The 22,511-nt window shown below is 58.6% G+C and carries 20 protein-coding genes; 9 read left to right on the forward strand and 11 right to left on the reverse strand.

Annotated features, from left to right (window positions below; all coding sequences use genetic code 11):
* The first annotated feature begins 20 nt into the window (after positions 1 to 20).
* The 9 genes from feoB to GBK02_RS13255 all read left to right on the forward strand — a co-directional run bounded on the left by feoB (position 21) and on the right by GBK02_RS13255 (position 9,379).
* Positions 21 to 1,970 carry a ferrous iron transport protein B gene (gene feoB, locus GBK02_RS13215; protein ID WP_203467102.1) on the forward strand — a complete coding sequence of 650 codons (1,950 nt, stop codon included), beginning with the start codon at positions 21 to 23 and terminating at the stop codon, positions 1,968 to 1,970.
* A gap of 6 nt (positions 1,971 to 1,976) precedes the next feature.
* Entirely contained in the window at positions 1,977 to 2,234 is a 258-nt protein-coding gene (locus tag GBK02_RS13220) for a ferrous iron transport protein A (protein ID WP_203467103.1), read from the forward strand.
* Between the two features lie 71 nt (positions 2,235 to 2,305).
* Positions 2,306 to 2,791 (forward strand): bacterioferritin, encoded by a 486-nt coding sequence (bfr, locus tag GBK02_RS13225; protein WP_203467104.1) that lies wholly within the window; start codon positions 2,306 to 2,308, stop codon positions 2,789 to 2,791.
* A 12-nt stretch (positions 2,792 to 2,803) separates the two neighbouring features.
* The gene (bfr, locus tag GBK02_RS13230; RefSeq protein ID WP_203467105.1) at positions 2,804 to 3,286 is read left to right on the forward strand and encodes a bacterioferritin; all 483 of its coding nucleotides are present in this window, start codon (positions 2,804 to 2,806) and stop codon (positions 3,284 to 3,286) included.
* Positions 3,287 to 3,390: 104 nt separating this feature from the next.
* On the forward strand, positions 3,391 to 4,482 hold the full coding sequence (locus tag GBK02_RS13235; protein ID WP_203467106.1) for an NrtA/SsuA/CpmA family ABC transporter substrate-binding protein: 1,092 nt from the start codon (positions 3,391 to 3,393) through the stop codon (positions 4,480 to 4,482).
* A gap of 4 nt (positions 4,483 to 4,486) precedes the next feature.
* The gene (locus tag GBK02_RS13240) at positions 4,487 to 7,270 is read left to right on the forward strand and encodes an ATP-binding protein (RefSeq protein WP_203467107.1); all 2,784 of its coding nucleotides are present in this window, start codon (positions 4,487 to 4,489) and stop codon (positions 7,268 to 7,270) included.
* 217 nt (positions 7,271 to 7,487) lie between these two features.
* Positions 7,488 to 7,694, forward strand: coding sequence for a hypothetical protein (locus GBK02_RS13245; RefSeq protein WP_203467108.1), 207 nt, complete (start codon positions 7,488 to 7,490; stop codon positions 7,692 to 7,694).
* A 76-nt stretch (positions 7,695 to 7,770) separates the two neighbouring features.
* Positions 7,771 to 9,072, forward strand: coding sequence for a DUF2325 domain-containing protein (locus tag GBK02_RS16910; protein ID WP_239003026.1), 1,302 nt, complete (start codon positions 7,771 to 7,773; stop codon positions 9,070 to 9,072).
* Positions 9,073 to 9,175: 103 nt separating this feature from the next.
* Positions 9,176 to 9,379: a (2Fe-2S)-binding protein gene (locus tag GBK02_RS13255; RefSeq protein WP_203467109.1), complete on the forward strand. Its 204-nt coding sequence runs from the start codon at positions 9,176 to 9,178 to the stop codon at positions 9,377 to 9,379.
* Positions 9,380 to 9,506: 127 nt separating this feature from the next.
* On the opposite strand, the gene GBK02_RS13260 is transcribed toward GBK02_RS13255, so the two are convergent.
* The 11 genes from GBK02_RS13260 to GBK02_RS13310 form a co-directional block, all read right to left on the reverse strand.
* Positions 9,507 to 10,631, reverse strand: coding sequence for a DUF1513 domain-containing protein (locus GBK02_RS13260; protein WP_203467110.1), 1,125 nt, complete (start codon positions 10,629 to 10,631; stop codon positions 9,507 to 9,509).
* Between the two features lie 63 nt (positions 10,632 to 10,694).
* Positions 10,695 to 11,711: a Fe(3+) ABC transporter substrate-binding protein gene (locus GBK02_RS13265; protein WP_203467111.1), complete on the reverse strand. Its 1,017-nt coding sequence runs from the start codon at positions 11,709 to 11,711 to the stop codon at positions 10,695 to 10,697.
* A complete protein-coding gene (locus tag GBK02_RS13270; RefSeq protein WP_203467112.1) occupies positions 11,708 to 12,883 on the reverse strand; it encodes an alpha-hydroxy acid oxidase in 1,176 nt (391 codons plus the stop codon). The genes GBK02_RS13265 and GBK02_RS13270 overlap by 4 nt, the downstream gene beginning before the upstream one ends.
* Positions 12,883 to 13,566 (reverse strand): Fe2+-dependent dioxygenase, encoded by a 684-nt coding sequence (locus GBK02_RS13275; protein WP_203467113.1) that lies wholly within the window; start codon positions 13,564 to 13,566, stop codon positions 12,883 to 12,885. The genes GBK02_RS13270 and GBK02_RS13275 overlap by 1 nt, the downstream gene beginning before the upstream one ends.
* Before the next feature lie 60 nt (positions 13,567 to 13,626).
* Complete coding sequence (locus GBK02_RS13280; protein ID WP_239003027.1) at positions 13,627 to 15,843, reverse strand: TonB-dependent siderophore receptor; 2,217 nt, start codon at positions 15,841 to 15,843, stop codon at positions 13,627 to 13,629.
* 262 nt (positions 15,844 to 16,105) lie between these two features.
* Entirely contained in the window at positions 16,106 to 17,152 is a 1,047-nt protein-coding gene (selD, locus tag GBK02_RS13285; RefSeq protein WP_203467114.1) for a selenide, water dikinase SelD, read from the reverse strand.
* A gap of 33 nt (positions 17,153 to 17,185) precedes the next feature.
* Entirely contained in the window at positions 17,186 to 17,395 is a 210-nt protein-coding gene (locus tag GBK02_RS13290; RefSeq protein WP_371810490.1) for a heavy-metal-associated domain-containing protein, read from the reverse strand.
* The gene (locus GBK02_RS17030; RefSeq protein WP_203467115.1) at positions 17,396 to 19,123 is read right to left on the reverse strand and encodes a bifunctional diguanylate cyclase/phosphodiesterase; all 1,728 of its coding nucleotides are present in this window, start codon (positions 19,121 to 19,123) and stop codon (positions 17,396 to 17,398) included.
* A gap of 53 nt (positions 19,124 to 19,176) precedes the next feature.
* Complete coding sequence (locus GBK02_RS13300; RefSeq protein WP_203467116.1) at positions 19,177 to 21,357, reverse strand: cation-translocating P-type ATPase; 2,181 nt, start codon at positions 21,355 to 21,357, stop codon at positions 19,177 to 19,179.
* Positions 21,354 to 21,779, reverse strand: coding sequence for a universal stress protein (locus GBK02_RS13305; RefSeq protein ID WP_203467117.1), 426 nt, complete (start codon positions 21,777 to 21,779; stop codon positions 21,354 to 21,356). The genes GBK02_RS13300 and GBK02_RS13305 overlap by 4 nt, the downstream gene beginning before the upstream one ends.
* A 21-nt stretch (positions 21,780 to 21,800) precedes the next feature.
* On the reverse strand, positions 21,801 to 22,466 hold the full coding sequence (locus tag GBK02_RS13310; protein ID WP_203467118.1) for a sulfite exporter TauE/SafE family protein: 666 nt from the start codon (positions 22,464 to 22,466) through the stop codon (positions 21,801 to 21,803).
* Positions 22,467 to 22,511 lie beyond the last annotated feature (45 nt).

Consider the following 22,511-nt stretch of genomic DNA (forward strand, 5'->3'; position numbering starts at 1 on the left):
CCTCAACAACCAGAATCCACGTGAATACCCTCGCCTCCAGCGCCAGCGCCGTCCTTCTCGTCGGCCACCCGAATGTCGGGAAATCCGTCCTTTTTCACCGGTTGACCGGGGCATACGTCAATGTCTCCAACTATCCTGGAACAACGGTTGAAGTAACGCGGGCCAGCGCCCGCTTCGACCCCGGGACCACGCTGCTCGACACCCCCGGCGTGCTGGCGCTGCCCTCGCGCAGCGACGACGAACGCGCCACGATGCGCGCCCTGCTCAAGGAAGATACACGCGCCCTGCTGCAAGTCGGCGATGCCAAAAACCTGCGCCGCACACTGACGCTCAGTGCCTTGCTCGCCGAATTGGGTGTCCCGATGGTACTGGCGCTCAATATGCACGACGAAGCGGCCGCCCGCGGCGTAACCGTCGACATTCCGGCATTGGCCGAGGAACTCGGCGTACCGGTGCTGGCCACGGTGGCGACCGGCGGTGAAGGAATCGGCGCCCTGATCGGCGAAATCGCCTCGGCCCGTCGACCGCAGGCGCTGCTCCGCTACGATGCCGAAATCGAGACCGCCATCGGACAAGTCGGCCAATACATCGAAACCCATGCGGCCCACCCGCATCTGGCAGCGCGTGGCCTGGCCATCCTGTATCTGGGGGGCGACCCCGAAGTTGAAAACTGGCTGCGCGAAACAACGGGCGAGCAATATCCGCCCCTTGAGGCACTGCGCCAGTCGGCAAGCCAACCAGCCGAAGGCGACCTGCCCACCCTGCTGTCGCGCGAACGCACCCAGGCGGCAGACACCCTGGCAGCCAGCGTGATTCAGCGCGCCCCGAAAAGCAGCCCGCTGCTTTCGCAGCGCATCGGACAATACGTCGTGCATCCCGTGTGGGGCATTCCCATCCTGCTCGGCGTGCTGTTTGCCGTTTATCAATTCGTCGGCGTCTTTGGTGCCTCTGTGCTCGTCGGGCTAATGGAAAAAGACCTTTTCGAAGGCATTCTCAATCCACTGTTCAGCGAAGCGGTCCATGCCGCGGTCAACCTGCCCTGGCTGGCCGAATTGCTGGTCGGCCAGTACGGCCTGTGGACCATGGGCATGACCTACGCCCTGGCGTTGATCCTGCCCATCGTCACCACCTTTTTCTTCGCTTTCGGCGTGCTTGAGGATTCCGGCTACCTGCCGCGCCTGACGGTGATCGCCAACCGGTTATTCGCAATGATCGGCCTCAACGGCCGCGCCGTACTGCCGATGGTGCTCGGCCTCGGCTGCGTGACGATGGCAACGCTGACGACGCGCATCCTGCACAGCCGGCGCGAACGTTTGATCACCATTTTCCTGCTCGCCCTGGCCATTCCCTGCTCGGCGCAGTTGGGCGTCGTGCTCGGCATGCTCGGTGGCGTTTCTTTTGCCGCCGTACTGATCTGGGCCGTGGCGATGGTCGGCATACTGCTGCTGGCCGGTTTCCTGGCGGCCAAACTAATTCCCGGACGACGCATTCCGCTGGTCACCGAACTGCCGCCGATGCGCCTGCCCATCTTTGCCAACGTACTCAAGAAAACCGGCGGCCGCTTGAAGTGGTACCTGATCGAAGTCATTCCGCTCTTCCTGCTCGGCACCTTGATCATGTTCGCGCTCGATAAATCCGGCGCTCTGCCAGCCATCATCGAAGCCGGCGAACCACTTGTTTCGGGCTGGCTCGGCCTGCCGAAGGAAGCTTCGGCGGCCTTCGTCATGGGTTTTCTGCGCCGTGATTTCGGCGCTACCGGACTGTTCGCCATGGCCCACGGCCTGACGCCGATCCAGGCAGTCGTCGGCATGATCACCATCACCTTGTTCATCCCCTGCTTTGCCAGCCTGATGATGATGGTCAAGGAACAAGGCAGCCGGGTTGCACTCGGCATGGTCGCCGTCATTGTGCCCTTCGCCTTCTTTATCGGCGGTTTGTTCAACTGGATATTGCGCGCACTCTGGGTCTGAAAAGACATGAACTCGAAACACGAAGCCCGCCTGCCACTCGCTTTCATTCCCCCCGGCAACGATGTCCGCCTGATTGCGCTGGGTGACGAGATCGATCCCTTGCAGCGCGAACAATTGACCGCCTACGGCCTGGCCGAAAATCGCCCGATCCGGATTCTTCAACAGCGACCGATGACGGTCATTCTGGCCGATGAAGTGGAACTGGCGCTGGAACATGCTGTCGCAAGACACATCTGGGTGGAAAAGGATCTCCCCACCACCTAGAATAGGCCTCCGGGCAAGCCAGTTAAGTTTCACCAGCCAGCCACAAGTTCCATCTATTTACGGAGAATGCCATGAAGGGCGATAAAAAAATCATCGATATCCTGAACAACCTGCTGGCCGGTGAGCTGACGGCGGTTGATCAATATCTGATCCACGGCGAAATGTACGCTGACTTCGGCCTGTCCCAGCTGGCTGAAAAATCACTGCACGAATCCGATCATGAACGCCAGCACGCCCGGGCGCTGATCCAGCGCATCCTGTTCCTCGAAGGCACCCCCAATCTGGCCAAGCGCGAAGCGCTGAAGGTCGGCAAGACGGTGCCGGACATGCTGAAGTCCGACCTTGCCGTCGAATACAAGGTGGTTGGGGAACTGAAAAAAGCCATGGCGGCCTGTGAAAAGGCCCAGGATTACGTGACCCGCGACATGCTTGCCATCCAGCTCGAAGATACCGAGATGGATCATGCCTATTACCTTGAAAAACAACTCCGCCTGATCGAACTGGTCGGCCTGCAGAATTACCAGCAGAGCCAGATGAATTCCGGCACCCCGGCTTAAGGAGCGACAACGATGAAAGGCGACAAGAAAGTCATCGAAATCCTGAATAAGGTGCTGAAAAACGAGTTGACCGCGATCAACCAGTATTTCCTGCACGCTCGCATGTTCCGTAACTGGGGGCTGGAAAAACTCAACGACTACCAGTACAAGCAGTCGATTCGCGTCATGAAGGAAGCCGACGAAGTCATCGAACGCGTCCTTTTCCTCGCAGGCCTGCCCAATCTGCAAAACCTCGGCAAGTTGATGATTGGCGAACATGTCGTCGAATGCTTGCAAGGCGATCTGAATTACGAACGCGACATCCAGCGTCCGCTGCTGATCGATGCCATTGCACTCTGCGAAAGCCTGCAGGACTACGTCAGCCGGGACTTGCTGGAAGAATTGCTTGAGCACTGCGAAGAGGCAATCGACTGGCTGGAAACGCAACACAGCCTGATCGCCAACGTGACACTGCCCAATTATCTTCAAGCCCACATGGAAGCCGGCGGCGACTGATTCGCCGTCCGCAGTGAAACAAGCTGTGGTCTCCACATTTTTCGACTAACATGACATGACGATTATTCAAATCGTTACGCAATCGATAATGTGGAGACTGCTTGATGAAGGCTGATTTTCGCTGGCGATTTTTCAGTGCAGGAGTGCTGTTGACCGCAGCACTGCTCCTGCCGGCCGGACAAGTGCTGGCCGAAGCCTATTTCGATCGCTACGGGCTAACTCCTGCTTCGCCTTCCCTGGATCTGGGGATTCAGCCACTCGGCTACCCTTCCGGTCTGATCAGTGCAGTCATGGGCCGCGACCGGATCATGGCTGTTCAATTAAACAAACTGGGACACCCGCTCAAGGCTTATCCCTTTCAACGCGGGGCAGACATGCTTGCCCTGCTCGCCGACCAACGCCTCGAAGCCGGCTTGCTCGGCGATGTTCCGACCATCCTGAGTGCAGCAACCGGTGATGTATTGATTGTTGGCTTGGTCAAGCAAACATCCACCTCGATTGTTGCCAAAGGCGAAATCCAGATTCGTAACCTTGCCGGAAAACGTATTGGCTACGTCGAAAATTCAAGCGCCCATCACACCTTGCTGCAGGGGCTGGCGTCGACCAAATTGACGGAAAATGATGTCACGCTGGTCCCGATGCGGGTCGATGACATGCCGGATGCACTGGCACGCGGTCAAATTGATGCATTTGCTGCCTGGGAGCCTGCGCCGTCAATTGCTCTCGGCCAGAATGACAAGCACCGGATCGTCTTTCGCGGTCTGAGCTCGGACTACTTCGTGATCAACCGCAATTTCGAGAAACATGACCCTGAAGCCGCTCGTGTTCTGGTCGCCGGCTTTGTCCGGGCCATCGAATGGATGCGACGCAGCCAGAAAAACATCGAACTGGCCGCCCGGTGGGCCATCGCCGATGTCGAGAAATTCTCAGGCAAACCGGTCGCGCTGCCGATCAGCCAGATTGTGGCCATCACCCGCCGCGAAATACTGAACGTCCCCTCGGCACCGACCATTATTTCATCGCCAGGCTCACCGCCTGTCCTGCGTAGTGAATTCACCTTCCTCCAAGGTAAAAACAAGATTCCCAAACACGGAGATTGGGAAAAAGTGGTTACGGCACTGAATTACGATGGCCTTGAACGTGTCATGTCCGATCAGCGCAAATACCAGACCAAACAATTCGACTATGCCGAGTAAGCCCATGCAATCGGTACCCTTCCGATTCTCGACACGCATCTCGATCTATTTTTGCGGACTTTTTCTCCTCGTCCTCGGCATTCTTTTTGCGCTGTGGTTCAACGGTCTGCCACTGATCAGCCTGCAAGGAGCGAGCGAACAAAAACTGGCTGAATCATCGCGACTGCTCGAAGCCTCGGCCGATCAACAACGCGAATATTTTGCGCAATCGATCAACGAGCGCCGGGGCGACATTCTTGTGCTGGCCGAAAGCCGGACACTGGAAATCCAGCTGGCCACGACGTCAGGCAAGGTCGAAAGCGAGCTGCAACAGAATCTGGAACGGGTTTTTGAACGTCTTCAGCGCGCCTATCCGGATCGTTACCTGCAAATTTCCCTGGTCGACCCGAGCACCATGAAAATTCGTGCCTCGTCAAAAACCAACGAGGTCGGCCAGCGCTTTGCGCGTGAAGCATTGATCGAGCGCGCCTCACGGCCAGGCGTGACGGAGCTGATCGAGCAAGTCAATTATGCCGACCGGCCCAATCTGGCCATTCTCCGTCAAGTCCACAACTCGGATGACCATGACCGCCTGGTCGGCATTGTCATTGCCATACTCGATACCCCTTATCTTCTCATCGAGGGCGTACACGCCAGCCATCCCGGCACGACCCTGCTGTTCGACAACACCGGCCGTCAACTGGCGCGCCACCCGTCGAACAATCCGGCCTACGACAACTACCGGCCGGGCAACATGATTGCCAGCGGTTTTGAAGGCTCGCTGATTGAACAAGACCCCTTTGGTCAATCATTCATCACGGTCTACCGCCACATCCCGCTGAGCGGCGCTCAAAGCTGGAGTCTGGTGCATTTGCAAACGGTCGACTCCGCCCTGACCTCGCTGAATATCCAGGCACACCACCTGCTCACGCTCGGAACACTGCTTGCCGTACTGGCCCTGGTGCTTGTTGTGCTGGCCGCCCGCCGGCTGACCTTGCCGCTGGAAACGCTGGCCGCCAACGCCGAACAACTGGGCCAGGGACAACTGGATGTCCGTATGGAATCGGGCAAGAGTGCGGAAACGGTACAACTGGCCGACACCTTCAACAGCATGGCCGACCGCATCCAGCAATCGCACATGCGCCTCGAAGCGGACGTCGTGGCAAGAACTGCCGCACTGGCTCAGGAGCGCGATCTGGCGCAGCATTATCTGGACATTGCCATGGTCATGCTGCTTGCGCTCGATACGCAGGGCAGGATTGTCATGATCAACCGAAAAGGGGCGGAAATCATCGGCCGTCCCAGTGCAGAGTTGCTCGGCATGAACTGGTTCGAGAATTTCCTGCCTCCCGAGAGGGTGCAGGAAGTGTGCTGCCTTTTTGCCGGGATGATTGCCGGTGATACCGACATTCCTGAAAACCATGAGAACCAGATCATCAACAGCCGGGGCGAACGTCGCCTGATTTACTGGAGCAATACGCTGCTCAGGGATGCTTCCGGCCAGATCGTCGGCACCCTGTCGTCCGGCGAAGACATCACCCTTCGCCGGCAGGCTGAGCTTGAACTGATCAACCATCGAAACCACCTTGAAGAACTGGTCGAACAGCGGACCACCGACCTGTCGAAAGCCAAGGAAAGCGCAGAAATGGCCAACCGCGCCAAGAGCACCTTCCTGGCCAACATGAGCCACGAATTGCGCACGCCGATGAATGCGATCATCGGCCTGACCCACATCGTCGGTCGCAACAACCACGACCAGGCGCAGGGTGAACGGCTCGGCAAGATCAGTATGTCGGCCAATCATCTGCTGCATTTGCTCAACGACATTCTTGATTTGTCCAAGATCGAAGCCGATCACCTGGTTCTGGAAAAAACAGAATTCCGCCTGGGGACCATCCTGAGCAACATCGATAGTCTCTCGATAGACCGGATCGGTGCCAAGGGCTTGGTTCTGAACAAACAGATCGAGCCCGACCTGGCCAATCGCGTACTCCGGGGCGACTCGCTTCGCATCCAGCAAGTACTGCTCAACCTGGTCGGGAATGCGATCAAGTTCACCGAACGCGGCAGTATTTCAATCGTCGTTGCAGTGCAGGAAGAAATCAACGACCAACTTCTTGTCAGCTTTGAAATCAGGGATACCGGCATTGGTATTTCGAAGGAAGCGATTGCCCGGCTATTCAATCCTTTCGAGCAGGCCGATGATTCAACCACGCGCAAATACGGCGGTACCGGGCTCGGTCTGGCAATCAGCAAACGAGTCGTCCAACTGATGGGCGGTGAAATCAGCGTCACAAGCACGCCGGATGCCGGCAGTTCATTCCGTTTTTCTGTTCCGCTGGGCAAAATGGAAGCCTGTGCGCAGCCTGCGGCAGCTAGTCCACATTCGTCGATCGATGCGGAAGGCATTCTGAAATCACGTTTCCCCGGCACGCACATCCTGCTGGCCGAGGACGACCTGATCAACCAGGAAGTCGCCAAAGAACTGTTGCAGGATGTGCTTGGCTTCTCGGTCAGCATCGCCAACAACGGACGTGAAGCCGTCACACAGGCTGAAAATGGCCGTTTTGACATCATCCTGATGGACATGCAAATGCCGGAAATGGATGGTCTGGAAGCCACCCGGCAGATTCGGACGCAGCCACGCAACAGCAAAACACCGATTCTGGCGATGACTGCCAATGCCTTCGAAGATCACCGCCAAGCCTGTCTGTCAGCGGGTATGGATGACTTCATTGCCAAACCGGTTGATCCCGACATTCTTTTTGCCACGCTGCTGCGCTGGCTTGAAACTGCCACCCGGCAATAGACAACGGTACCTCTTTCGCACCGCACAGGTGCCAAGCTCGAAAACCCACTCACAAATAGGAATAATTCCTATTTACAAAGCACCATCCCACCCATACAATGAGAACAATTCTTGTATAGGGAAATGTCATGAGCAGCATCCTTAACTTGTCGTTTGCCGGGTTTGTCCTGTGGGTCTTGATGTCTGCGCATAACTGGCTTTAAGCAAGGAGTCGAGCATGCCAAAAACAGAACTGTGGGCCGGCGCATTAAGCCTTCTGCTCCATCATTCGGAAACCGCCTGCCCCCATGCCGCCAGTCAGGCCGCCCGTTTACTCGAATGTATTTCGGATGCCAGCGACCTGGACGAAGCAACCCGGGCCTTGTGTGACCGAGCCAGCATCCGCTTGAGTCAGAGCAGCAAAAATCCCGGATTTACCAAGTAGACCGCAACACGCTTCATTTGCCCCATCAGCCAGCCACGCCCGAACGGGTTAGCCAGCCAGCCAACCGGATCAGGCCATGCCCAAACAATTCCCTTTCCACGTCGCTGGCGGCAGCCTTCCCGCCGCCCCGGCATTTCCCGGCTTGCCCAAGCCATTTGACTTCAGCTTGCCCGAAGCCAGCGAGCAGCTCGCCAGAGGTTCGCGTCGCCGGCGTCTGTGGGAAATTTCGCACAAATTCCACTGCCCGATCATTGGCGTCTGCTTTGCCGTTGATGAACTTCGCAGCCTGATGAAAAAAGTGATGCACTTTCCGGGTGACACCAGCGATTTCGTTTTGCACACAAGTGCCGTCGGTGCCTGCGAGCATCGCACTCCGCTCGCCGAGCTTCTCTACAAAACACTGGAACGCCGCTATCAGACGGACATCCGGCGCTTTGCCGCAGCTCGGGAGACTCAGGGCCTTCGACAACTCTGGCAGGAAAGTCTGCGGATCGGAACGGCCATTCCTGCCGCACTCTGGGCAACATGGTCGCACCCGTCGTGCGACAAAGCACTGGAGCAGGAAATTTATGGCGACATCCATATGCTTCAGCACCAGATCGGGACCGGCACAAGGACCGACTTGAAAGCTTTCGCCAAACTGCAGCAAGAAAATCGGGAGCTCGAACGCCAGGCCATGCTCGCTCGCCAGGAAATTGCCCTGATCCGCGAAGAACGCTTGCGCGAAGCACAACGCCAGGAACAGTGCATCAGCGAATTACGCATCGAACTGGCCGGCAAAGACGCCTGCCTGGCGCGTCAGGCAGGCGAACTGGACACCCTGCGCAGCAGCATTCCCGAACTCAAGAACAGGCAGGCGCTAGCCCGTCGAGCCAGTGATGCAGAAGCACGCGCGCTGGCCATTTCTGCCCATGCCGCCCGACTCGAACTGGAAAACAACGCACTGCGCCGAAGCGGCCAGAATGGATTGCCCGACACCGCGATAGATGAAACATCCGCGGGCCCGGACTGCGCTATCGCCCAACTGGCCAGCCACGAACGACTGGATGGCAAAAATGTCCTGTGCGTCGGCGGGCGGGCAGGATCGATCGAAGCCTACCGCGGCATCATCGAGCAGCATGGCGGACGCTTCCTGCACCACGACGGCGGCCTTGAAGAAAGTCTGCACCGGATCGATGGTGCACTGGCCGCGGCCGACCTGGTCATCTGCCAAGCTGGCTGCATCAGCCACAACGCTTACTGGCGGGTCAAGGAACAGTGCAAGCGGACAGGCAAGCCATGCATTTTCATGAAAAATACAGGGGCATCAAGCCTGGCCAGATCGCTTGCTGAAAACATCAATCGACTGAACGCACTCGATGCGGCCGAGCTTGAATAATTTCAGAACGCCTTGAAACCAACGAAACACAATTGACATTCATTCGCATTTATATACAATGCGAATGGTTCTCATTGTTCAATCTTTCTTCGGAATTGATGCCATGTACGTCTGTGTTTGCCACGCAGTGACCGATCGCCAGATTCGTGAAGCCGCGCAAGGCGGGGCCAGAACCCTGAAAGACCTGCGGCGCGATCTGGGTGTGACCCGCGACTGCGGTCGCTGCGCCTCATGCGCCCACGATTGCCTGCAGGAAGCACACGGCAACCAGAAAAAACCCGGCAAGGTGATGCGCAAAACAGCCTGAGTTGCCGTCTTTCCCGGCGAATACACCGCCCGGCGACCCAATCAGCCAATCTGAAACAAAACGTCTTGGCGTTACCGCCAATTTGGCCAACGGGCACCTTGCTGGCAAGGCGCCCATCACAAGCCGCTCATGCCTCGTTGAGCAAAACCCAGTGATTATCCAGCGCCATCGGCTTCGGCCATGGCAATAGCGCCGCCTTGGCGGTCGGATGCCAGCGAACCAGACCCAGTCCCGTCGCAACCAGCACGCCCCCACCCTTGCCCGGACCATTCCAGCCGGCCAGGGCATAGGCTTCTTCAAGCTCGACGATGTGCGTCAGCTTGTCGGGCGTCGCCGGATGCCATAACTGAGCCAGCCCTGCCTGATTGCTCGACAAGGCAAATCCGCCGTTATAGGCCGCCGTTATATCACCCGCATAACCAAAACCGTCATTGGCACGCGTCGGCACGCTCAGTTCATCGCCATCAAGAACGGCCAAAATCGGGGCGGAAGAACGTTTGCCTGCATCGTCGTGCTCGGCCTGGATGGCAATGCCAAGATACGCATCGGCATCAACCGGCGTGTGGCTCCAGGCCAGGTGACGCAAACTGAGCCTCGGATCATCGAGACGCCACTGGCGCAGCAGCTGGCCGTTGCGCTGATCGATGCGGACCAATGACGGGTCCATCCGGTGCAGGTCGTATTTTTTATCTGCCGGGGTCCGCGGCACACCGCCGTTGGCAACGATCAGATTGCCTTGATGGTCGAGCAGCAGTTGATGCGGGTCGATACCATGGGTTTCCCACTCGGCAACTTTCTTCAGCGTTTTGAGGTCGCGAACGCCAATTTTCCCTTGCCCGGTCGTCAGATTTGTTTCCGTCGTGTAGAGCAAGTTGCCGTTGGCCGATACGACAGCGTGGCCGTTCAGACGGACGGAGGCACTTTCTTCCGCCATGTCGAGTTGCTGGACGATCTTGCCATCGACATCGCAACGCAGCATCCAGCCGCCCGGCCGGGCGCCAACCACAAGCAGGCCGCCGTCCGGTTCGGGCAGCAAGCCATGCGGACGGGTTGGCAGGGGAACGGCGTAGCCAATGTCGATTTTTTTACTGTCCCAGTCGGCACGCAGCATACCGGCAAAGTAGGGATCGCTCTTGTTCGGCCCGCGCCAGGCCGCACCAATGATAGCCTGGTGGATGGCTGGGGCAGCCAGGGATAACTTGGGCAAAGTAGCCATGCCCGCCAAGGCAAGCAGGATTTGACGACGATTCATCTCGATTCCAGTGATAAAAGCAACAGAACAGCAGCCGGCATCTACCGGCTGCCCTGTTCGTCGTTAGCGATAGGCCGCCCGATCAAGCAGTTTCTGGGCGGTCGCAACATGTTTCGACAACGCACTGATCGGCAAGGTATCGGCCTTGAACTTGCCCATCGCATCAAGCGCCGGGTTATTGGTCTGGACGCTGGCCACGACCGGCCATTCATTATTGCCATCGGCGAAATAGCGCTGGGCATCGTCACTGGCCAGGTACTCCAGGAACTTGACGGCAGCTTCCTGATTCTTCGCGGTCTTGACCATGCCGCCGCCCGAAATATTGATGTGCGCGCCATGCCCGGCCTGATTCGGCCAGACGATGCCGACCCGCTCCATCATCCGGCGCTCTTCTATCTTGTCGGAACGAATCAGACGGGCCAGGTAATATGTATTGGAAACGGCCACGCCGCATTCGCCGGCCGCCACCGACTTGATCTGATCGGTATCGCCGCCCTTTGGCGCACGCGCAAAGTTGGCGACAACGCCCTTGGCCCACTCTTCGGTCTTTGCTTCGCCATCGTGGGCGATCAAGGAAGAAACCAGAGACAGGTTATAGGGATGCGCACCGGAGCGGCTGCACAGTTTGCCTTTCAGCTTCGGATCGGCCAGCGATTCGTAAGTCGCGACATCCTCTGCCTTGAGTACATTGCGGTTATAGATGATGACGCGCGCCCGGGTCGAAAAGGCAAACCAGGTATCGCTGCGCAAGTGGGCCGGAATCCGCGATTCGAGCAGCTTCGACTTGACCGGTGCGAACAGCCCCAACTCATCGCTTTTGGCCAATCTGGCGGCGTCGACCGTGATAAACACATCCGCCGGGCTGTTGGCGCCTTCGTTGCGGATACGCTCCATCAACTCCTCTTCCTTGCCCTCGATCCGGTTGATCTTGATGCCGGTCTGCTTGGTGAAGTTGTCGTAGAGCTTTTCGTCGGTCTGATAGTGGCGGGCGGAATAGAGGTTCAAAACCTTTTCCTGAGCCTGGGCGGCCAGGCCGGTCGTCGCCAGCAACAGGGCGATCAGCGTCATTTTCTTGTTCATCGGTCGGTTCTCCTGAAAGAAGGTGCTTTGAAATAATCGGTTGAAATCTGACTGAGGCTGGCAACACCGCACAAGGCCATGGTGGCCTCAAGTTCGTCCTGCAGCAGGCGCAGCACGTGGGCGACACCCAGTGGGCCGGCAGCAGCCAGCGCGTGGATATAGGGACGGCCAATCATGACGGCCGATGCCCCGAGGGCAATGGCCTTGAAAATATCGGTGCCACGCCGGATGCCGCCATCGAGCAGGATGGGGACGCGACCGAGCAGGCGCTCGGCAATCGCCGGCAAGGCATCAAGGCTGGCCGGCAAGGTATCCAACGTACGGCCGCCATGGTTGGAGACGACAATACCGGCCGCCCCGAGATCGACCGCGCGGACGGCATCGTTCGGATGCAGGATGCCCTTGACGATGACCGGCAAACGGGTCGTCGCGAGCAGCCATTCAAGATCGCGCCAGGTCGGGGCATGCGGCATCAAGTCATCGAACACTTTGCTGGGGCCGCGCTGTGCGCGTTTTTCAGCATCCGAACGCCGACGCCGGGCCATTCCCTCAACATCGTCCGTTTGCTGCGGTCGACGCAGGTTTACGGCCTCAATGCCGGGCGGCAGTTGGAAACCGACACGCTGCTCGCGATTGCGTATGCCGTGCAAGGGCGCATCAACAGTAAAAACGATGGCCTCGTAGCCGGCAGCTTCGGCTCGCTGTACCAGTTCGGCATTCAGGCTGCGTTCCGGTTGCAGGTACAGCTGGAACCAGCGCGGCCCATCGCCACCCCGCCGGGCTGCGGCAGCCACATCCTCGATCTGGCAAGTAGCCAGCGTGCTGAGCACCATGCCGGCGCCCAGCGCCGAGGCGGCATAGGCAGTCGCCAGTTCGCCATCCGGATGAAACAGTTTTTGCCAGGCAACCGGTGCCAGCAGCACCGGGCTGGGCAGTTCGCGGCCGAGCAACGTCGTCCGGCAATGCCCGCCGGCAACATCGGCCATCACCCGCGGCAGCAGGCTGCGACGATCGAAGGCGGCGCGATTCCAGGCCTGGGTCAGCTCATCGGCGGCCGCACCATCGAGATAAGCCCAGGCATTGTCGTCAAGACGGCGACGGGCGTAGGCTTCATAGTCGGCCAGCGCGACGATGTCGCGCGGAATGCCGTCAAGCAACGGCGCCTGGAACATCAGCTGTCTGCCCAGCGACGCAGGAGATTGTGATAGCAGCCGGTCAGACGGACGACCGGCTCGCTGTCGCCTTGCGTCTCGCGCAGGCTGAGCAACGCCATGTCCATATCGAACAGCATGCGGCGCTGGCCGGGGTCGCGCACCATGCTCTGCATGAACATGAAGCAGGCAACGCGATGCCCCCGCGTCACCGGGGCAACTTCGTGAATCGAAGTCGAGGGATAAACCACCATGCTGCCCGCCTTGAGCTTGACCCCGTGTTTGCCGAAGGTGTCTTCAATGGTCAGCAGCCCGCCTTCGTATTCGTCGGGGTCGGACAGAAACAGCGTGGCCGAAACATCGGCCCGGACATAGCCGCTGCCGTCCGGCATCTGGCGCATGGCGTTGTCGGTGTGAAAACCGTAGTAATTACTGTCGCCACCATAGCGATTGAAGAATGGCGGCAAAATCTTGAGCGGCAAGGCGGCGGTAAAAAACAGCGCATTCCGGTTCAACGCATTGAGTACCAGACGGCGCAAGGCCGGCAAATGCTCAGCATTTTCGGCCAGTTGCTCGTTGTTCTTGGCTTTGGCCGCCTGCAAACCTGCGGTTATCTGCCCATCCGACCAGGTCGATTGTGCCAGCAACGATTTCGCGGTCGACAGCTCTTCCGGGGTCAAAACGTCATCGATAGTAATCAGCATCGCTTCCTCAAGCAAAGACGCCCCCGCTTTTCAGGTCGGGGGCGTTGGGTCAGACATTTCTTAGAACTTGTATTCCGTGCTCAGGATGAAGCGGCGCGGCTGGCCAACATAAGTGAAGCCACCGTTGTCGTAGATCGCGTCGTAATACAGGGTGTCGAAGACATTCTGGATGTTGAGCTTGATCGTGTATTTCGGCTGCTCATAAGCAACCATGGCATCCCAGCGCGTGTAGGACGGCACGAAGTTCGGGTTGAACGGCGTTGTTGCACTGTTGCCCGTCGGGGCGCCACCGTAGCGCTTGCTCTTGTACTCCATGCCGCCGCCAACTTTGAAGCCCATCGGCAACTGATACGTGGTCCACAAATTGAACGTCTGCTTCGGCGTATTACGGGCATTGTGGCCGATGAAGTTCGCGTTGCCAGTCGTCGGCGCAACCTGCAGAATTTCAGCATCGATCAACGACAAGCCGCTGAAAACTTCCCACTGGTCGGTAATCCGGCCGGCCAGTTCCAGTTCCAGACCATCCGATTGACGTTTCTTGGTCAGGATTGAAGAGGTGGATTCCAGATCGGTGTTGCGCTCCCAGTTCTTGGTCGCGGTATAGAGTGCCGTGCGGAAGGCCAGATTGCCATCGAGCAACAACCACTTGGCGCCAATTTCCGTGACCTTGGAACGTTCGGCCGGATACTGGTTACCCGAAAGCTGGTAAAGATCGGCTGTCGGGCTGAACGAGTCGCTCCAGCCGAGGTAGTAATGCTGTGCCGCCGAAGGCTGCCACGAGAGGCCGGTGCGGTAGCTGTTTTCGCCAAAATCACCACTGAAGTTGCTGACCACACCGGTATTGCTGACCGATTGATAACCGGAACGCATTTCGTCGCGGCGGATACCTGCGGTCAACTTCCAGTCACGGACAAATTCGAGCGTATCCTGGACATAAGCACTGTAGGTATCGCCGTTATAGGTATTCGGCGAGGCAGAAGTGTAGTGACCGGACTTGTACACCGGGTTGGCGGCTGTACCGAGATTACGCAAAGCCCAGCGCTTCGAATCTTCCTTCAGGTACTCCACGCCGGTCACGAGTTCGTTACGCATGCCGAAAATATTGAACGCGGTATTGAAATCGCTCTGGATAACAAAGTTGTCGGTATCGAATTCACGCGTTTTTGCACCGCCGCCAGACTGAATTGTTGTCGCCGGATCTGTCCGTGTACCATTAGGCAAGCGAACCCCCTCAGGGGCTCCTGCCCAGTAAGAGCGCTTGTAGTTTGCGGCACGCATGACAGTCCGCCACTGCGTATCCGGCGAAATCTTGAACAGGTAGTTCAGGGTCGTGACATTGGTCTGGCTTTCATCGAACTGGCCACTAAGCCCCCAGTACGTGCTTGACTTGGCGTGATTGGCTTCCGGCTTCTTGGCCTGGCCGTTGAATGGCACACCATAATCCGGGCGATCGTTGGTCTGCAACCAGAAATGGCTCAAAGTCAGCTCATGCTGCGTTCCCAGACCGAAGGCGATGCTCGGGGCAATGCCCTGACGATGGATTTCCGGGGTCGTGCCGGTGACCGGGTTCGAACGTGAACTCCCTTCATCGCGATTCATCAGATTGAGGCGCAATGCGGTTGTTTCGCCGATACGCTGATTCAGGTCGGCCTTGGTTTCGAAGAAACCATCGGTACCAAAACCGGCGCTGACCTTGTTGATACCGTAAAGCATCGGCGTCTTGCTGACCTGGTTGATCACACCGCCGGCCTGACCACGACCGAACAGCATGGCGGCCGCACCGCGCAGCACATCGACCTGCTCCAGGTTGAATACTTCACGGTCGTACTGCGCCGTGTCGCGAATACCGTCGAGGTGCATGTCACCAAAGGTGTAGAACCCGCGCAGCATCATGTTGTCGCCCGAACGACCGCCTTCAGCGGCATTGAACGAAAGGCCGGAAACATTGCGCAACGCTTCGCGCAACGAATTGGCTTCCTGCTCTTCCATCAGCGAGCGGGTAATCGTCGTAATGGCCTGCGGCACATCGTGCGGGTCCTGAACCACCTTGCCGACACGGGTCTTGCTGGCCCGATAACCATCCTGCTGCTCGGCATTGGCTTTGACGGTCACCGGTGCCAGCGTCGCTTCCTGGGCAACAGCCACCCCTGCGGCCCCCATCAGGCCAACGAACATGGCGGCACCCAGCGGCAAAACCGGGCTGGCGCGATCAGTCGAACAGGGGGTTGAAGACAAAGGCCCGGCTTTTTCCCGGGCGAGCAACTTGGTTTTTTTCACGGACAGTCCTTTAGCGAGTCATTGAGGCGGCTGGCTGGCGAAAGGCTGGCTTGCCGAATTCTGCGTTTGAGAATCGGTCGACCACAGCAAGGCAGTCAGTGGACTACCCTGCTGGAAAAATACCGGACAGGCTCAAACAGTTTCTTTGAGAACCTGGCTGGCTATGCTGAATTGGCTGGCTAGTTCATAAATAGAAACGAGAATGTATCTCATTTGTAAAAAAAGCTCAAGACCGACCCGCAGTAACACCGTGAAATGACGCTCAATACACCTCGATCCCCGGCTGCCCTTCCTCCACTTCGCCGATCACCGAAACATGGCCAAAGCCTTGCTGCAGGAAGATCGACAGCACTTCCGTGACGGTATCGGGAGCGCAGGCAACGAGCAGCCCACCGGAGGTTTGTGGATCGGTCAGCAGGTGGCGGGCAGTTTCACCCAAAGCCTGATCAAAGACGACATCCTGCCCGTAACTTGCCCAGTTGCGTCCGGAAGCACCGGTAATCACACCGGCCTCGGCAAATTCCTGTGCCCGGGGCAATAGCGGAATATCGGCAAATTTGACTTTGCCGCGCAACTGGCTGCCTTTGCAAACTTCGAGCAAATGCCCCAGCAAGCCGAATCCGGTAACGTCGGTCACGGCATGCACCCCGTCCAGACAGGCGAGGACCGGCCCCGGCGTATTGAGTTGCGTGGTGCTGGCCACCATGGCGGCGTAATCGCCCGGATGCAGCTTGTCCTTCTTGATCGCGGCGCTGTAGGTCCCGACACCGATCGGCTTGCCGAGAATCAGCTTGTCCCCGGCCTTGGCACCGGAATTACGCTTGAGATGATCCGGATTGACCAGACCGATGGCCACCAGACCGTAAATCGGTTCAACCGAATCGATGGTGTGACCACCGGCAATCGGGATCCCCGCCGCACGACACACCGCATCGCCCCCGGCAAGAATCTGGCCGATGGTTTCGAGCGGCAGGACATTGACCGGCATGCCGACCAGCGCCAGCGCGAAAAGCGGCGTGCCGCCCATGGCGTAGACATCGGAAATAGCGTTGGTCGCAGCGATGCGGCCAAAATCGAAGGGGTCGTCGACGATCGGCATGAAGAAATCCGTCGTTGCGACAATCGCTTGTTGTGCATTGATCTGGTAGACCGCAGCATCGTCGCTGGTTTCGGTACCGACCAGCAACTGGGGCGGGACGATGCCTGGCGGCATGCCGGCCAGGATTTTCTGGAGCACGGCCGGTGCAATCTTGCAGCCACAGCCGCCGCCGTGGGAAAGTTGGGTAAGTCTGGGTTTTTCGTCTGACACGGCTGGTTTCTCGTTACGAATGTTCAAAATGGACTATTCGGCATCGAAGCCGGCGTCCTCGATGGCTTCAAGCAAGGCAAGGCGCTGGATTTTTGCCGGGTCGAAAGTGACTTTCGCCTCCCCTGCCTCAAGCGACACATCGGCTGAATTGACCCCTGGCATGGCCAGCAGCAGCTGATTGATATTTTTGACGCACCCCTGGCAACTCATGCCGCCGACTTTGATCAACGTTTCTTCCACCATTTACTCCTTGTTCAAAAACGGTTGCTGACGCAGCAACACGGTCATCTCACCGGCAGGCAGCGGCCGGCTGAAATAATAGCCCTGGGCCATATCGCAGCCCATATCGCGCAGCAGGGCGAGTTGTTGTGCATTCTCCACCCCTTCGGCCAACACGGTCAGGCGCAGGTTACGCCCCATGCTGATAATGGTCGAGGCAATGGCCCGGTCGTCCGGATCGTTTTCCAGATCGCGGATGAAAGAACGATCAATCTTCAATTTGCCGACGGGGAAACGTTTCAGATAAGCCAGCGATGAATAGCCGGTACCAAAATCGTCGAGCGAAAGCTCCACCCCCATCCGGTTGAGCGACGACAAGGTGCCAAGATGGATTTCGGCATCGTGCATCACCGTTCGCTCGGTCACCTCCAGTTCAAGCAGGCCGGCCTCCAGCCCGCTGGCAGCCAGCGCCCCGGCTACCGCCTCGACAAAGCCCGCTTGGCGAAACTGCACCGGCGCAACGTTGACCGCGACAATCATCTGCGGCAAGCCGGCGTCGCACCAGGCCTGCGCCTGGCGGCAAGCTTCACCGAGCACCCAGTCCCCCAGCCGGTTGATCATCCCGGTTTCTTCGGCCACCTGAATGAAGCTGTCCGGCATGATGATGCCAAGTTCCGGATGCCGCCAACGCACCAGTGCTTCAACACCGACGATCAATCCGCTCTGCAGGCTGACCAGTGGCTGGTAATCCAGCGTGAATTCATTCAGGCGAAGCGCCCGCCGCAGATCGCTCTCGATCAGCAAACGCTCCAGCATCGCCGTGTTCATTGCGCTGGCGTAGAACTGAAAGGCGTTACGCCCTTGTTCCTTGGCCTTGTACATCGCTGTATCGGCGTTCTTGAGCAGGGTTTCGGCATCCTTTCCGTCCTGCGGGTAAAGGCTGATGCCCAGCGAGGCTGTCACGGTCAACTCGTGCCCACCGACAAAAAAGGGCTCATTGCAGACTTCAACCAGACGCCGGGCGATCTCCGCGGCCGCGCCGGAATGGGTCGACGGCAGCGCAAAGACGAATTCATCGCCGCCCAGGCGGGCCAGGGTATCGACCCGCCGGACCACGGTCGACAAACGCTGGGCCACCGCGCAAAGCAATTCATCGCCCAAGCTGTGCCCCAGGGAATCGTTGATCCGCTTGAAGTGGTCGAGATCGAGAAAAATCAGCGCCGCGGCACCTTGCTCGCGCTCGGCGACGGCAAGCAACTGGACCATCCGGTCGGCCAGCAGACGGCGGTTCGGCAAGCCAGTCAACGCATCGAAATCAGCCAGTTCCCGCGCCTGTCTTTCAGCTTCGCGCTGGGCTGAAATATTCAGGACACTGGCAACCGATGCCGCCCGGCCGTTAAACCGGGTGGATCGTCCAAGCAGACTGACCGGAATCGATTCGCCATCCTTGTGACGAACCGAAAGTTCGTATTGATGGCTGGAGATGCCCGCGGTCTCCTCTGCAAGGTGCTGCAGGAAAAGCGCCTGCTCACCCGGCGCCAGCAGATCAAGCGGCCCCATCCGGTCAATCAGTTCATCTGCCGAATAGCCGATCAGCTGGAGCAAATGAGCGTTGGCATATTTGAAACGACCATCCTGATGGATGAAAATCCCGACCTGCGCTGCCGCCATCGCGGCATCAAACAGGGCGTCGTACTCCGCCTCGCCACCTTGATGCCCGGCGAGCACATGGGCAGTATCACCGAAAATCATTTTCCGGCCCTTTCTGCCTGTGCTTAACGGTCATCAAAACTCCTCTCAAAGCCTTATTTTTTCTCCTGCCGCAGCGCATCCGGCTGCCAACGTTTCAGAAGAAGCGAATTCGACACCACCGAAACCGAACTCATGGCCATTGCCGCCCCGGCAAAAACGGGATTGAGCAAACCGAGTGCAGCCAGCGGAATACCTGCCACATTGTAGATGAATGCGAAGAAAAGATTCTGCCGTATCTTCCCCAAGGTGGCCGTGGATAGGTCGATTGCGTCGACTACACCGAGCAGGTCGTTACGAATCAGAGTCAGGTCGGCCGCCTCGATTGCCGCATCCGAGCCAGCCCCGATCGCGAAGCTGACATCGGCAGCGGCCAGCGCCGGCGCATCGTTGATACCATCGCCAACCATTGCCACCAGCAAGCCATCCGCTTTCAAGCTGGCCACCGCGCTGGCCTTGTCACCCGGCAGGATGCCGGCACGAAATTCGACGATACCAGCCTGCGCTGCGATGGCGGCGGCCGTTGCCTCATTGTCTCCGGTCAGCATGACGACCCGAATGCCGCGAGCCAGCAGGGTTTCCACCGCCTGACGGGAGGTCGGGCGCAACGCATCGGCAATCGCCAGCAAAGCCAGCACTTGCTGCTCATCGGCCAGCACGATCACCGTCTTGCCCGCCTGCTGCAAAGCCAGCACCTCGGGATCGGCTGCACAATCGAGCCAATCGGGCGAGCCCAGACGAAGCGCTCGGCCGGCCAGTACGCCACTCACACCATGACCAGGATGCGCCTTGAAATCCTGCACTTTTTCGAGGTCGACCGTACCCAGGGCTGCCAGCACGGCGCGTGCCAGTGGATGTTCGGAATGCTGTTCGAGGGCCCCGGCAAGACGCAACGCCTCATCACTCGCCATGTGGCGCGGAACAATGTCGGTCAGTTGCGGCTGGCCGCAGGTCAGCGTTCCGGTTTTATCAAGTGCCAGAATCCTGATTTTTTCAGCCCGCTCCAGCGCTTCGACATTCTTGACCAGAATTCCGGCCCGAGCCCCCTGCCCCGTCCCGACCATGATTGCCGTCGGCGTTGCCAGGCCGAGAGCACACGGACAGGCGATCACCAGCACAGCCACGGCATTGATCAAGGCGACAGAAAAATCACCACTCTGCCACCACCAGCCCAGCAGGGTCAGGGCCGCAATTGCGCAGACAACCGGAACAAAAACGGCAGAAATCTGATCGGCCAGGCGCTGCACCGGCGCCTTGGAGCCCTGAGCCTCGCCCACCATCCGGATGATGCCGGCAAGCAAAGTGTGCTCACCGACGCCAGTTGCCCGACAATGCAGCGCACCATGCCCGTTCGCTGTCGCGGCAAAAACCTTGTCACCCGCTTTTTTACCGACCGGCATGCTTTCCCCGGTCAGCATAGACTCATTCAGGCTGGATTCGCCGTCGATCACCTCGCCATCGACCGGTACGCTCTCGCCCGGACGAACCATGAAGATGTCACCCGGCATCAATGCTTCAACCGGCATTTCAACCCACTGTCCATCACGCTCGACCCGCGCCATGCGCGGTTGCAGGCGAACCAGCGCCTCGATCGCCTCCGACGTTCGCGACTTGGCCCGTGCCTCCAGTAATTTACCGAGCAGGACCAGCGTAATGACCGCCGCACCGCCTTCGAAATAAACGTGCTGCGCCAACCCGAGCAGGGTCACGACACTGGACAGCAACCAGGCCATGGTCGTCCCCAGGGCAACCAGCACATCCATATTGGCACCGCCGCCACGCAACGCTTTCCAGGCACCGTCGTAGAAGCGCCAGCCGATCCAGAACTGAACCGGTGTCGCCAGCGCAAACTGCAACCAGCGGGGGAGTTCGTTCTGGTGACCATGCTCGCCAAACATAAACAACATCTGGCCAAGCAAGGGCAAGGTCAACGCAACCGAAATCCAGAAACGACGAAGATCGCTGCGGTAAACACGGTTTTTCTCGGCTTTTTCGCGCTCACGCGTCTGACCATCAACCCGAGTGGCGGAAAAGCCCGCCTTGGCCACGGCGGCGATGACCTGCGCCTCGTCTGCCGCCCCGGAAAAACGCACGCGGGCACGTTCGGCCGCCAGATTGACGTTGGCCTGCAAGCCCGGCTGGCGATTCAGCACTTTCTCAAGGCGCGCAGAACAAGCGGCACAAGTCATTCCGGCAATGGCAAACTCGACAACCTTGCCTGCGTTATCGTCGCTCATTTGACCAAAAGCACAGGACAATGCGCCAGGTGCAACACACGGCTGGCGACCGAACCTGCGATCAAGCCGGCAACGCCACTGCGGCCATGCGACCCCATGACAATCAGGTCGCAGCCAAGCTCGGCGGCAACCTTGGCAATCACCTCGGCCGGCTGCCCGACATGAATGTGGCTGGTGTGATAACGCCCCGCCTGATTGAGCGCCTCTTGCGCAGACAGCAAATCTCGCTGCCCTTCTTCAAGATAATAATCATGCAAGGTTTCTTTCCCGATGTGCGCCTGTACGCGGCCCAGCGGAATCGGCGGATGTACGTTGAGCAGGTGGATTTCCGGCACCTCCCGGTACCAGGAGGAGTGAGCGATCAATTGATCAACGGCGCGCAAGGCGCAATCGGAGCCATCAACGGGCAATAAAATTTTCATCAGTGGCATTCCCAAAAAAATTCAGCGAAGCAAGCGGATCAAACCCAGCATGCCATAAACCCCGAATCCCAGGACCAGCAATCCGGATATCAGACGGACAGCGGAGCGACGAACAAATTCATTCAGCCGGGCCAGCACAATGCCAGCCAGCAGAAGATTGGGCAAAGTACCCAAACCGAAAGCCAGCATGGTTAACGCCCCGCGACCTGCCGAGCCTGCAGCCAAGGAGGTGGCCAATGCACTGTAAACAAGTCCGCAGGGCAACCATCCCCAAAGCACGCCAAGGGGAAAAGCTTGAAACACATTGCTGGCAGGCAAAAAACGGCGGGTCAAGGGCTGGATCAAACGCCACAAGGATTGCCCGGCCTTCTCCATAAAGGCCAGCGCGCGCGTAATGCCGAGCAGGTAAAGACCGAGCGCAATGAGCATCAGATTGGCCAGCAGATAGAGTCCCAGACGAACCGGAACCTGGCCTTCCAGCCCCAGGCTGGCTGCCCCCAGCGCACCGGCCATTGCCCCTGCTGCGGAATAGGACAGAATACGCCCGGCATTGTAGGCAAACAGCAAGGACCAACGACCGGGAGCGCCCATCGAAAGAGCGCCGACAATTCCGCCGCACATGCCGACACAATGCGTACCGCCAAGCAGTCCGACAAGGAAAAGGGCTAGATAGCCAGAATCAGGCATGGCCGCAGACATCCAAAAAACAAGGCGGACAGTTTAACCTGTCCG

Origin of the sequence: Dechloromonas sp. TW-R-39-2, assembly GCF_016864195.1 — a bacterium.
In the GTDB taxonomy this organism is placed as follows: Bacteria; Pseudomonadota; Gammaproteobacteria; order Burkholderiales; family Rhodocyclaceae; genus Azonexus.